14 protein-coding genes are annotated in these 12,312 nt (G+C 73.6%); 3 read left to right on the plus strand and 11 right to left on the minus strand.

Annotation, left to right across the window (positions count from 1 at the left end):
- Positions 1 to 118: 118 nt before the first annotated feature.
- The 10 genes from MILUP08_RS31715 to MILUP08_RS31755 form a co-directional block, all read right to left on the minus strand.
- Positions 119 to 1,195 (minus strand): NAD-dependent epimerase/dehydratase family protein, encoded by a 1,077-nt coding sequence (locus MILUP08_RS31715; protein ID WP_007465611.1) that lies wholly within the window; start codon positions 1,193 to 1,195, stop codon positions 119 to 121.
- A gap of 122 nt (positions 1,196 to 1,317) precedes the next feature.
- A complete protein-coding gene (locus tag MILUP08_RS35040; protein WP_007465623.1) occupies positions 1,318 to 1,419 on the minus strand; it encodes a 30S ribosomal protein bS22 in 102 nt (33 codons plus the stop codon).
- 214 nt (positions 1,420 to 1,633) lie between these two features.
- The gene (locus MILUP08_RS31720) at positions 1,634 to 1,843 is read right to left on the minus strand and encodes a helix-turn-helix domain-containing protein (protein WP_007465625.1); all 210 of its coding nucleotides are present in this window, start codon (positions 1,841 to 1,843) and stop codon (positions 1,634 to 1,636) included.
- A 212-nt stretch (positions 1,844 to 2,055) separates the two neighbouring features.
- Positions 2,056 to 3,240 (minus strand): ABC transporter permease, encoded by a 1,185-nt coding sequence (locus MILUP08_RS31725; protein ID WP_007465627.1) that lies wholly within the window; start codon positions 3,238 to 3,240, stop codon positions 2,056 to 2,058.
- Positions 3,237 to 4,115 (minus strand): ABC transporter ATP-binding protein, encoded by an 879-nt coding sequence (locus MILUP08_RS31730; RefSeq protein WP_051066096.1) that lies wholly within the window; start codon positions 4,113 to 4,115, stop codon positions 3,237 to 3,239. The genes MILUP08_RS31725 and MILUP08_RS31730 overlap by 4 nt, the downstream gene beginning before the upstream one ends.
- A 71-nt stretch (positions 4,116 to 4,186) precedes the next feature.
- Positions 4,187 to 5,569 (minus strand): efflux RND transporter periplasmic adaptor subunit, encoded by a 1,383-nt coding sequence (locus tag MILUP08_RS31735; protein ID WP_007465631.1) that lies wholly within the window; start codon positions 5,567 to 5,569, stop codon positions 4,187 to 4,189.
- 43 nt (positions 5,570 to 5,612) lie between these two features.
- A complete protein-coding gene (locus MILUP08_RS31740) occupies positions 5,613 to 6,902 on the minus strand; it encodes a hypothetical protein (RefSeq protein ID WP_007465632.1) in 1,290 nt (429 codons plus the stop codon).
- A gap of 62 nt (positions 6,903 to 6,964) precedes the next feature.
- Positions 6,965 to 7,540 carry a TetR/AcrR family transcriptional regulator gene (locus MILUP08_RS31745; RefSeq protein ID WP_039909068.1) on the minus strand — a complete coding sequence of 192 codons (576 nt, stop codon included), beginning with the start codon at positions 7,538 to 7,540 and terminating at the stop codon, positions 6,965 to 6,967.
- Positions 7,533 to 8,333, minus strand: coding sequence for an alpha/beta fold hydrolase (locus tag MILUP08_RS31750; protein ID WP_051065857.1), 801 nt, complete (start codon positions 8,331 to 8,333; stop codon positions 7,533 to 7,535). The genes MILUP08_RS31745 and MILUP08_RS31750 overlap by 8 nt, the downstream gene beginning before the upstream one ends.
- 42 nt (positions 8,334 to 8,375) lie before the next feature.
- Complete coding sequence (locus MILUP08_RS31755) at positions 8,376 to 9,296, minus strand: proline dehydrogenase family protein (protein ID WP_007465638.1); 921 nt, start codon at positions 9,294 to 9,296, stop codon at positions 8,376 to 8,378.
- On the opposite strand from MILUP08_RS31755, the gene MILUP08_RS37025 reads away from it, so the two are divergent.
- From MILUP08_RS37025 to MILUP08_RS31770, 3 genes are read left to right on the plus strand one after another with little or no spacing between them, the layout of a single operon-like run.
- On the plus strand, positions 9,295 to 9,651 hold the full coding sequence (locus tag MILUP08_RS37025) for a hypothetical protein (protein WP_237747214.1): 357 nt from the start codon (positions 9,295 to 9,297) through the stop codon (positions 9,649 to 9,651). The genes MILUP08_RS31755 and MILUP08_RS37025 overlap by 2 nt on opposite strands.
- Position 9,652: 1 nt before the next feature.
- Positions 9,653 to 10,819 carry a glutathionylspermidine synthase family protein gene (locus tag MILUP08_RS31765; RefSeq protein WP_007465642.1) on the plus strand — a complete coding sequence of 389 codons (1,167 nt, stop codon included), beginning with the start codon at positions 9,653 to 9,655 and terminating at the stop codon, positions 10,817 to 10,819.
- 19 nt (positions 10,820 to 10,838) lie between these two features.
- Complete coding sequence (locus tag MILUP08_RS31770) at positions 10,839 to 11,426, plus strand: CGNR zinc finger domain-containing protein (protein WP_007465644.1); 588 nt, start codon at positions 10,839 to 10,841, stop codon at positions 11,424 to 11,426.
- Between the two features lie 29 nt (positions 11,427 to 11,455).
- Here MILUP08_RS31770 and MILUP08_RS31775 read toward each other — a convergent pair whose 3' ends face one another.
- Positions 11,456 to 12,262 (minus strand): sugar phosphate isomerase/epimerase family protein, encoded by an 807-nt coding sequence (locus MILUP08_RS31775; RefSeq protein ID WP_007465647.1) that lies wholly within the window; start codon positions 12,260 to 12,262, stop codon positions 11,456 to 11,458.
- Positions 12,263 to 12,312: the final 50 nt, after the last annotated feature.

Here is a 12,312-nt window from a genome sequence, read left to right on the forward strand (position 1 = left end):
GGCGGGCGCGAGCCGGCTCGCCGGTCGGTGCCGTTGCGCCGCGCCGGCTCCGCGTCCGGCACGGGCGGCCCCGGCGGTACGTCGTACGGCCCCATGCCCGCCGGCTCACTCCTCGCGCTCACAGCGTCCGCTCCCGTACCGCTGCCCGGACCTGCCGGATGCCGTCCAGGACCAACTGCTCGGCGGCGGCCAACTGCCCCCGGCTGAGCACCACCCCACCGTGGTGGGCGCGGATGAAGTCGTCGAACGCGGCGGCGGTGGAGCGGGGTGTGAAGCCGTACTCCTGCTCGAGGCGGGTGGTGTCGACGACCCGCCCGTGCACGAAGAGATCGACCTGGTCCAGGCCGTAGCCGCCGAAGCCCATGCTGCGGGCCAGCGCCGCGGCGCCGGAGAGACCCGGCTCCAGCACCGGCACGGCCACCCGACCGGCCCGCCGGATCGCCTGGGACAGCGACAGCACCCCCGGACCGGCGACGTTGTAGGTGCCCGGATGATCCTCCACGATCGACCGGTGCAGCACCTCCAACGCGTCGTCGAAGTGCAGGAACTGCAACCGGGGATCGCGGCCGAAGACTGTCGGCACGAACGGCTGCGCGAAGTAGCGCGTCAACGTCGTGTCGGCTGTCGAACCGATGAACGGGGCGAAGCGCAGCACAGTCGCGGTCACGTCGGCCCGGCGGCGGCGGAAGCCCCGGACGTACCCCTCGACGTCGAGGATGTCGCGGCCGAAACCGCCGCGCGGCACCTCGCGCGGCTCGGTCTCCTCGGTGAACACCGCCGGATCGCGGAACGACACCCCGTACGCGGCGGTCGACGACCGGACCACCAGCTTGCGCAGGCGGGGCGCCCGCTGGCAGGCGGCGAGCAGTTGCATCGTCCCGATGACGTTCTGGTCCTTCATGGCCGACCGGCCGCCGTGCTGCTGGTCGGGGGCGCTCACCAACGCGAGGTGGACCACCGCGTCGACCTCCAGGTCGGCGAGGAGCCCGCCGAGCGACCCCGGATCGACGCGGATCCGTTCGACCCGGTCCAGCAGATCGGTGAACTCGGCGCCCGGCTCCGGCGCGTCCACGCCGATGACCCGCTCGATGCGGGGGTCGGCGGCCAGCCGGGCCGCCACGTGCGCGCCCAGGTACCGGCCGACCCCGGTGACGACGACGACCCCCGGAGCACCTGGGGTGCTACCGGGGGTCATCTGACGCACCTACGCCGACAGGGAGGATCGAGCCGGGACGACCACGGCCTGATCACCTGAGCCTCCGGAGGTCGACAGTTTGGCAAGTGACACCGAATGCCGGGCGGGTAGCCCGGCGTGGGTCACTTGCCGAGACGGCGACGCTGGACGCGGGTCTTGCGCAGCAGCTTGCGGTGCTTCTTCTTAGCCATGCGCTTACGGCGCTTCTTGACCACCGAGCCCATACGACAGCCTTTCGATACAACGTGCGGGGCGGACCGGATGACACCACGCAGGTGGCGACGGCGACCGCATGCGGACAACGGACCGGACCAGTCTGGGCGGCGGGGCGCACCGGTGGGGTCTCGGTCGGGCTCCAGGGTAGCCGGAGAGCGTCAGCAGGACCAACGCGCCCCCGTCCATGCCGCCTACGTGGCACTCGATCGGCGGACCGGTGGCTCAGGCGGTCTCCTGAAACGCGCCCCGCAGGTATTCGTGCACCGCGTGCTCGGGCACCCGGAACGACCGCCCCACCCGGACGGCGGTGAGCTCACCGCTGTGCACGAGGCGATAGACGGTCATCTTCGACACCCGCATGACCGTCGCCACCTCCGCGACGGTCAGGAACTTGACCTCCGACAGCCGTCCGTCGGACTGCGACCCGGCCATGGCTCACCGACCCATCCCATGCCCGGCGCGTGCCAACCCGACGGATGCTCCGGGCCGGGCGGCGACGCGCGTGTTACCAGTACGGTAGCGGGGCGGCTGTGACCGGCGCGATCCCTTCGTACAACTGATCATGCCCGGATCGTCGGTTCACCCGATCCGTGCTCCCGCTATCTCCCCGCCTGCGTCGGTCGTCCGGTTGACCCGGCCGACTCTCACTCGGCGCGGAGCGCCACCACCGGGTCGAGCCGGCCGGCGCGCTGCGCGGGGACCACCCCGAAGACGATCCCCACCGCGGCCGACACACCGAAGGCCAGCGCCAGCGACCACCAGGTGATCGCCGCCGGGATCGGTGACAACGCGTCCACCAGCAGGGCGGTGCCCACGCCCAGCGCCATCCCGGTCAACCCGCCGATCGTGGTGAGCAGCACCGCCTCCAGCAGGAACTGCACGCCGATGTCGCGGGGCCGGGCGCCGACCGCCTTGCGCAGACCGATCTCCCGGGTCCGTTCCCGGACGCTCACCAGCATGATGTTGGAGACGCCGACGCCGCCGACGAGCAGCGAGATGCCGGCGATGGCGGCGAGCACGCCGGTGAGGACGCCCAGGATGTCGCCGAGCACACCGAGGATCTGCTGCTGCGTGACCGCGCTGAACTCGGTGTCCGGGTGGCGGCGGTTCAACTCGGCGACGATGCGCTCACCCAGCTCGTCGATCCGCTCCCGGTCCGGCGCCTTGACCGCGATGCCGTCCACCCGTTGGGTGCCCCACAGTCGCTGCGCGGCGGTCACCGGTACGTGCACCTCGTCGTCCCGGTCGACGCCGAGGCTCTGCCCGAGGGGCGCGAAGACGCCGATGACCCGGAACCGCACCCCGGCGAGGGTCACCTGCTGACCCAGCGGGTCGCGGTCGGGAAACAGCGTCCGGGCCACCGAGTCGCCGAGCACCGCGACCCGTCGGCTGGTGTCCACGTCCGTGCCGGTGAGGTAGCGGCCCCGGGCCAGCGACCTGGTGAACACCGTCGGGGTGGTCTCCAGCACGCCCTGCACCGTGGTGAAGTCGGAGCGGGCGCCGGCCCGTGCGGTCGCCCCGGAGGCGACGGTGACCGCGACCCGCTGGGGATCGCCGACGACCCGGGAGACCGCGTCCACGTCCTTGAGCGTCAACGGCGACACGACCGGTGCGGTGCCCACCTCGATCTTGCCGGGGACGACAAGCAGCAGGTTGGAGCCGAGCCCCTCGACCTGCTGCTCGACCTGCTGCTTGGTGCCGGTGCCGATGGCTACCAGCAGCACCACCGAGGCCACCCCGATGATCACGCCGAGCATGGTGAGCGAGCTGCGCAGCCGGTTGGCCCGCAGGGCGTCCAGCGCGACCCGCCACGCCTCGGCGACCCTCATGCCGCACCTGCCGGCCGGTCGACCCCGGGGCCGTCCGCGTCGACCTCGCGCGGAAGGCGCCCGGTGGCTCCGGCGGCGCCACCAGAGCCACCGGACGGGTGCCCCGGGCCGCTTCCGGACACGGACCGGGGCTCCGCGCTGGGAGCGGGGACCAGTGTCTCAGGTCGACCGTGATCGACGGACAGCGGTCGATCATGAGCGTCGGTGGCGCTGTCCGCCACCACCACACCGTCGCGCATGGTGATCCGGCGGGCGGCCCGTGCCGCCACCTCCTGGTCGTGGGTGACCATCACCAACGCCACCCCGGACTCCGCGTTCAACCGCTCCAGCAGCTCCAGGACAGCCGCGCCCGTCACGCTGTCCAGGTTGCCGGTGGGCTCGTCGGCCAGCAGCACCGTCGGCTCGGTGACCAGGGCACGGGCGATGGCGACGCGCTGCTGCTCGCCACCGGACATCTGGTTGGGCCGGTGGTCCAGGCGGTGCCCGAGACCGACCCGGCCCAGCATCGCCGCCGCCCGCTCCCGGCGCTGCCGGGCCGACACACCCCGGTAGACCAGGGGCAACGCCACGTTCTCCACCGCCGAGGTACGCGGCAGCAGGTGGAACGCCTGGAAGACGAACCCGATCGTCTCGTTGCGCAGGGCTGCCATCTCCGGCGGGGAGAGGGTGTTGACGTCCCGCCCGCCGATCACCAGCCGGCCACCTGTCGGTCGGTCGAGCCCGCCCAACAGGTGCATGAGCGTGGACTTCCCCGAGCCGGACGGCCCCACCAGCGCCACGTAGTCACCGGGCTGCACGGTCAACGACACCCCGCGCAGCGCTTCCACCGACACTCCGTCGAGCTGATAGGTGCGGGACACGTCCACCGCCTCGATCGCCGCGACACGCTCCCCCGCCGACCCGGCTCCCGGCGGCTCGCCGTCGCGGGCCGGAGCGGCAGGTTCGGTCACCGGACCTCCTGGCCGTCGCGCACCTGGTCGGTGCCGCGCACGACGACCCGGTCACCGGCCTGGACCCCGTTGAGGATCTGCACCAGGTCGGACCCCTGGACGCCCACCGTCACCGGCGCCCGGTCGGCCCTGCCGTCGCGGACCACCCACACCGCGTCCCGGCCGTCGGCGGAGAACACCGCCGAGGCGGGGACGGTCACCGCGTCGGCGGCCTCGCGTACGCGCAGGTGCACTATCGCGTTCATGCCGGGGCGGGGCGTCGGGGCCGGCGTGTCCTCGGCCAGCTTCCCGGCGCCCAGCGTGAGGCGTACCCGATAGGTGACGCCGCCCTGCGCGGAGCTGGTGGGGAGCACGTCGACCGAGCGGACCGTGGCGTCGTAGCTGGCGCCGGTGACGGCATCCAACTCGACGGTGGCGGTGACGCCTGCCTTGACCAGCAGCACGTCGGTCTCGTCCACGTCGGCGAGCAGCCCCAACTGCCCGGTGTCCACCACGGTCAGCACCGGCGTGCCGGCGGTGACCTGACCGCCGACCGCGACGGCGTCGTCGACCCCGGCGGGCGGTCCGGTCTGGGCGGGGGCCAGCGCGGAAGGGTCGAGGCCCGCCCCACCGGCCTGCTCCAACAACCCGGCCAGGCCGCCCGTCGGACCGCCACCGGCCCGGGTGCCGCCCGGCTGCACCACCCCGGCGATCGGCGCGCGCAGGGTCAGCGCGTCGACTGTCGCCTTCGCCAGGTCGTACGCCTGCTGGGCCTGGAGTCGTTGCGCCGCGGAGAGCGAGCCGACCGCGGAGTTCAGTCCGCTGATCCCCCGCTGTACCGCGCGGACGGCCGCGTCGGCGCTGCGCGCCGCGGCGGCGTACTGCCGCTGCGCGGACGTCACCTGGGCCAGCAGCGCGTCGCGCAGTTGCGGGTCGGCGATCTTCTCGGCGGCCTCGCGGGCAGCGTCGAACGCCTCGTCGGCGGCCTTGTCGGTGCCCCGCCGGCTGCTGCTCAGGTTGCCGACGGAGACACCCCGACCGGCCCGCTTGGCGGCGTCCAGCGCCTCCTTCGCCTGACGCAGCCGCGCCTGGGCCGACGGGGACGCGACCACGGCGAGCACCTGGCCACGCTTCACCCGCTGTCCAGGCTGGACGCGCAGACCGGCCAGGGTGCCGTCGGCGGGCGCGGTAAGGGTGGCGGCGGCCCGGGCGGTCACCGTCGCCGGAGCGTCGATCACCTCGCTGACCGGGTTGCGGGCCACCGAGGCGAGCGCGACGGCCGGCTGGTCGTCGCCGCACGAGGCGGCGGTGGTGGCGGTGAGGACGGCGACGGCGGTCAGGGCGATGAACAGGCGGGGCCGCGTGGCGCTCGCGGGCCGCGGCAGGTCGGGGCGGCGCACCCATCGATCGTACGGCGCACCGTCGCGCGTCCCGCCGCGACGGTCAGGCGACGGTGGCGCGGACGTACGCCACGCACTCGTCGTGCAACGTCGACCACTGCTCCCCGAACGCCTGCTCGGCGGCGGCGTCGGGCGTCTTGCGCTCGTGCACCACTGCCTTGAAGAAGGTCAGCAGCCGCTCCGGCCCGAACCGGTCGACGAGGTGGCGGACGGCGAGGTAGCCGACGCCGTAGCTGCCACCGACCCGCTCGGCGGGGGCGTCGTCGGCGGGCGTGACGCCCTCCAGTCGGCCGTCCCAACCGCCCCGGACCAGCTTGCGCACCTCCGCGAGCCCCTCGTACCTGTCGACGGGCTGACCGCCCGAGCCGGCGAACTCGGCCAGCCCCTCGACCAGCCACCAGGTCGTCTTGCCCGGGTAACCGCGCTCGGGCAGCGAGGCGGCGTGGGTCAGCTCGTGCCGGAGCAGATCGTCGGCGCCGCTGCTGGTCAGCCCGTCGGCGTTGAGCACCACCTCGTGGTGGCCACCGCCCACCGTGACCGCGTAGCCGCCGGTCCACTGTGGGCGCCCGCCGCCGTACCAGCGCTGCCACTCCGTCCGCCCGGCGTAGAAGATCCGGTAGCGGTCCGGCGTGGAGCCGGTCACGGCGTAGGTGTCGGCGACTCTGGCGGCCGCCTCCGCCTGGGCCAGCAGGCCGGGCAGCTTGCCGCGCAGCGCCAGTGTGGTGGCGACGACGGTCCGCGCCCCGACCGCCACTGCCAGTTCGCTGATCTCCCACGGTCGGGTGCCGGTCTCGGCGGACTTGGACTCCTCCAGGGCGACCAGTCGGGGCTGGTCGCCGTTCTCCCGCCAACGGGTGCCGATCAGGACCGGGCTGGGTCGGCAGCCGGGCGCCACGAAGCAGTACTGGAAGCGCACCAGCAGCCGCCACTCGCCCGGCCTGCCGACGACCGGCACGGGCAGGCCGCTCGGCTCGGCCCGCCACACCGTCACCCGCAGGGCGCGCAGTGCGGCGAAGCGACGACGCAGGTCGAGGTGCGCGGCGGGGTCGGCGACGGCGAGGAAGGAAGCCCGGTCGCCGCCGAGCAGCGCCGTGGACTGCCGTTGGAGCTGCGCGGTCATCCGGTCGGACAGCCCACGGGCGACGGCGGTGGCCGGGTCGTCGGCCGCGGTGGCGCCGGCCCGGCCGAGCGTGGCCCGGCCGCCGGCCTCGCGGACCGCGCCGACGACCAACGCCGCCGGAAGGCCGCAGCCCAGCAGCAGGACCACCACGACGAGCACGGTCCACAGCGGCCAGAGCCGCCGCGGTGCCGGCTGCTGCACCCCGTCAGTCACCCGCCGAAGGGTACGACCAAATGCCGGATCGGGCGAGGCCGACCCGGGCCGATCGGACGGGTTCAGGCTTCGCGAGCCGGCCAGGAGCGGAATGCCACATCCAGGCCGGCGACCAACTGGTGGTACGAGCGGTCGACCTCGCGGGGCAGGCCGAAGCCGCCGGCGGCCTCCAGGGCGACGAAACCGTGCAGGGCGCTGCGCAGCGCCCGGGTCGCGTCCACCGCGTCGTCGCCGGTGAGGCCGTAGCCGCGCAGCACCGCGAAGATCGCGCCGACGGCGCGTTCGCCCGCCTCGACGTGTTCCGGGTCGGACGGGTCGGGCACCCGTTGGGTGGCGGGGTAGCGCCCGGGGTGCCGGTGGGCGTAGGCGCGGTAGGCGTCCGCCATCGCCCGCAGCGCGTCCCCGCCGGCGCGGCCGGCTGCCGCCGTGGTCAGGTCGGTGGCCAGCTCGGCGGTGGCCAGCGCGGCGAGCTTCTGGCTCAGCGCGTCCACTCCCCGGATGTGCTTGTAGAGGCTGGGCAGCGCGACACCGAGCCGGCTGGCGAGCGCGGCGAGGGTGAGCTGTTGGTAGCCGACCTCGTCGGCCAGCCGGGCGGCCTCCCGCACCACTGTCTGCTGGTTGAGCCCGGCCCTAGGCACCCGCACACACCGCCAGGAAACCCACCAGCTCGTCGGCGGTGGCCTGCGGCCGGTCGGCGTGCGGGTAGTGCCCGGCCTCCTCGATCATCCGGGCCTCGGCGACGCGGAAGAGCCGGCGGGCCGCCCGCGCCTCGGCGCCCGGGTCGGGGAAGTCCGGGTCGCGGGCGCCCATCAGCACCAGCACCGGTTGGCGTACCTGCGGCGCGCGGGTGGTCCAGTGCGGCTCGACCGGCGCGATCACCCCGCGGGTCGCGGCCATCCGGCCCGGCTCGCGCAGGTTGGCCACCATCGACCGGCGGTACGCGGCGTCGTCGGCGGGTCGGTGCACCGGAAAGAGCGTGTTGTGGAACATCCCGAACAGTCGTGCACTGCGCAGCACGGCCCCCATCGCCACCCGCAGCAGCGGGTTGAGTTTCGGCTGGCCGACGAACGCACCGATCTGCACGATGCCGGAGACCAGCTCGGGCGCGTCGGTCGCGGCGAAGACCACCGCCGCGGCGGCGGACGAGCTGCCGACCAGCACGGCCGGCCCGGCGTCGAGGTCACGGACGACGGCCAGCAGGTCCGCGCCGACCTCCGCCGGGGCGTACGAGGGCCAGCCGACGCTGGACTCCCCGTGCCCGCGTACGTCGACCGAGGCGACCCGGTGACCGGCGGCCACCAGCAGCGGCACCAGGTGTCGGAAGCTCGCCCTGTTCTCGCCCATGCCGTGCGCGAGGACGACAAGTGGGCCGTCGCCGTGCACCTCGTACGCGATGTGTCCGCCGTCCCGCCGCACCTGGCTAGCTGTCATAGCCATAAAGCTAAGCCTGCTAGCCAACCGCGTCAAGCCCTGTTACTTCTTGGAGACCAGCGCCCGCCCGAAGAAGACCAGGTTGGCCGGGCGCTCGGCCAGCCGACGCATCAGGTAGCCGTACCACTCGTCGCCGTACGGGACGTAGGTGCGCACCGTGTAGCCCTCGCCGGCCAGCCGGGCCTGCTCCTCGGGACGGATGCCGTAGAGCATCTGGAACTCGAAGCGCTCCGGCCCCCGGTCGAACCAGCGGGCCCGGTCCTCGCCGATCGCGATCATCCGCGGATCGTGGGTCGCCAGCATCGGGTACCCGTCGCCGGACATCAGGATGTTCAGGCAGCGGACGTAGGACTTGTCCACCTCGCGGGCCGACTGGTACGCCACCGACTCCGGCTCCCGGTACGCGCCCTTGCACAGCCGCACCCGCGACCCGGCGGAGGACAGCTCCCGGCAGTCCGACTCGGTCCGCCGCAGGTACGCCTGGAGCACCGCGCCCGTCGACGGGAAGTCCTTGCGCAGCTTGGCCAGCACCTCCAACGTCGAGTCCGTGGTGGTGTGGTCCTCCATGTCCAGGGTGACAGTGGTGCCCGCCGCGTCGGCGGCCGCGCAGATCGCCCGCACGTTGTCGTACGCCAACTGCTCGTCGAACATCTGGCCGAGCGCGGAGAGTTTCACGCTCACCTCGGCCGCCGGGGTGAGCCCCGCGCCGGAGAGCATCTTCAGCAGCTTCAGGTATTCGTCCCGGGTGGCCGTGGCCTGCTCGGGACGGACGGTGTCCTCGCCCAGGTGGTCGAGGGTGACGGCCAGACCGTCGTCGACGAGCCCGCGGGTCGCGCGCAACGCGTCGTCGGTGGCGGCGCCGGCGACGAACCGGCGAACGACGTCCCGGGTGTACGGGGCGGTCGCGACGAGCCGCTCGACCTGGGATGACCGGGAGGCGGCGAGGATGACGGAACGGAGCATGAGCCGAGCGTATCGTCCCTGCCAGGCCCCCCGCCGAGGGGCGGCCGGGGCTGCGGTGCTGGCGCCGATCGGCTACAACGATCCCGTGGACCAACGCCCCCGCCGCCGCCTCCGGTCGGCCTCCGTGCAGCTCGGCGCGCTCACCGCTCTCGCGCTCGCCCTCTCCGGCTGCAACATGACCTCGGACGACGACGATGACGACTGCGCCCTCGGGCCGGTCGGCGGCGGTGACACGGTCGCGCTGGCGATGCGGGTGTCCGCCCCCGTCGCGCAGCGCGCCGCCGGCGAGCCGACGACCGCCGCCCTGCCCGAGCGCGGCGGGTTCGGCACCCACCTCGCCTCCTGCGGCGGCTGACGTGCGCCGCGAGTCCGTGCCACCCCGGCCCGACTGGGACGCCACCATCCGCGCGCAGGGGCTGGTGTACGTCGACACCGAGCTGCCCGACGGCGGGATCATGTCGTACTGGGACGAGACCGCCGCGTACGCCTTCGACCTCGACGAGGTGCTCCGCCTGGAGGAGGCCACCGAGGAGCTGCACCGGATGTCCGTGGCCGCCGCCGAGCACGTGGTGACCCACGGCCGGTACGCCGAGTTCGGCATCCCCGCCTGGGCGGCCGAGGCGGTCGCCCGGTCGCTGCGGGAGGCGCCACCCACCCTCTACGGGCGCTTCGACCTGGCGTACGACGGCACCTGGCCGCCGAAGATGCTTGAGTACAACGCGGACACGCCGACGGCGCTCGTCGAGGCGAGCATCATCCAGTGGTACTGGCTGGAGCAGACCCGCCCCGAGCTGGACCAGTGGAACAGCCTGCACGAGCGGCTGGTCGGCGCCTGGGCCAAGATCGGCGCCGGGCTGCACGACCCCCTGGTGCACGTGCTCTGGTCGAACGAGGAGGAGTCGGGCGAGGACCACATGACGGCCGGCTACCTCGCCGAGACCGCCCGGCAGGCCGGCCTGAGCGTCGAGCTGCAACCCATCCAGGAGATCGGCTGGGACGGCCGGCGCTTCGTCGACGCCGACGACCGACCGGTGACCACCTGCTTCAAGCTCTACCCGTGGGAGTGGATGCTGGCCGAGCCGTACGGGCCGCCCGCGCTGGCCCCGGGCACCCCGACCACCTGGATCGAGCCGGCCTGGAAGCTCCTGCTGTCCAACAAGGCGCTGCTCGCGATCCTCTGGGAGCTGTACCCCGACCACGAGTACCTGCTCCCGGCGTACCTCGACTCGCCGCGTGGCATGCCCGAGTACGTGGCCAAGCCGCTGCTCGGCCGCGAGGGTGGCTCGGTACGCATCGTGACCGCCGAGCAGGAGATCACCAACCCGGGGATCTACGGCGACGAGGGCTGGTGCTACCAGGAGTTCCGGGCGCTGCCGCAGTTCGCCGGCAACCGGACGGTGCTGGGCAGCTGGATCGTCGACGGGGAGTCGGCCGGGGTGGGCGTGCGGGAGAGCGCGAGTCTGATCACCGACGGCTACGCGCGGTTCCTGCCGCACTACATCGACGCGCCGCGCACCCCGTGAGTCGTCTACGGTTGGGGGCGTGAACTTCGACGCGTACGCCCGGACCGGTGTTGACCTGGTCAACGCCCGCCTGGACGACCTCGACGACCTGCGGGCCCTCTTTCCCGACGACAACGCCTGGATGCGCGACGAGGTCGCCGATCGCGACGTCGCGATCTTCCGGCGGGCGCAGAAGCGGCTCCGCGACGTCTTCGAGTACGGCACCTCGGGGCGCGACGCCCAGGCGGTGACCGAGCTGAACGCGCTGCTCGAGGCGTTCCCGGTCCAGCCGCGCATCTCCGGGCACGACTCCAGCGACTGGCACATGCACGTGACCAGCCGGGGCGCGTCGGTAAGCGCCGAATACCTGGCGGGCGCGGTCTGGGGGCTGTCGGTGTGGCTCTGCGAGTACGGCAGCGCACGCTTCGGGGTCTGCGCCGACGAGCGGTGCGGCAACGTCTACCTGGACACGTCGTCCAACTGCTGCCGGCGGTTCTGCTCCGAGCGCTGCGCCACCCGTTCGCACGTGGCGGCGCACCGGGCCCGCAAGCGGGCCGCCATCGGGGAGCAACTGCCGGTCGCCCCGCAGCCGACCGCGACCACCGAGTCGCTCACCCCGGTGAGCTGACCGCCCGCGCCCCCGCCCACGGGGTGGGGTCAGACGTCGACAGGTGACTGCGCGGGCAGGTGCTGCCGGGCGAACTCCAGCGCGGCGCGCAGGTCCGCCTCGCGCACCGCGCGGCTCTTCGCGCCCCGGGTCGCCACCTCGACGGCCACCGAGCCGGTGAAGCCCCGCGCCGCCAGCGAGGAGAGCAGCTCCCCGCAGGGCTGGGTGCCGCGCCCGGGCACCAGATGCTCGTCGCGGCCCTCGCCGGTGCCGTCGCCGAGGTGCACGTGGGCCAGGCCCGCGCCCATCCGGTCGGCCATCTCCAGGGGGTCGCTGTGCGACGCCGCGCAGTGCGACAGATCCAGGGTGTACGACGGGTAGCCGGCGTCGGTGGGATCCCACCCGGGGACGTACGGGACGAACTGCCGGCCCGCCATCCGCACCGGGTACATGTTCTCCACGGCGAAGCGCAGGCCGTTGAACCGCTCCGCGACAGTGGCCAGCCCCTCGGCGAAGTTACGCGCGTAGTCGCGCTGCCAGGAGAACGGCGGGTGCACCACGACCGTCGGCGCTCCCAGCGTCTCGGCCAGCTCGGCGGCTCTGCGCAGTCGCTCCCACGGATCCGGGCTCCACACCCGCTGGGTGACCAGCAGGCAGGGCGCGTGCACCGAGAGAACCGGCACGTCGTAGTGCGCCGACAGGCCACGCAGCGCGCCCGCGTCCTGGCTGACCACGTCGGTCCAGACCATCACCTCGACGCCGTCGTAGCCGAGCGCCGCGGCCAGTTGGAACGCCGCCGCGGTCGGCTCGGGAAAGACCGACGAGCTGGACAGGAGCACCGGAACGCGGGAAGTCACGTCAGCCAGCGTAGCCCGGCCGTCGTAGGGCCATCAGGACGAGCGCCGGC

Origin of the sequence: Micromonospora lupini str. Lupac 08 (assembly GCF_000297395.2) — a bacterium.
Taxonomy (GTDB): Bacteria; Actinomycetota; Actinomycetes; order Mycobacteriales; family Micromonosporaceae; genus Micromonospora; species Micromonospora lupini.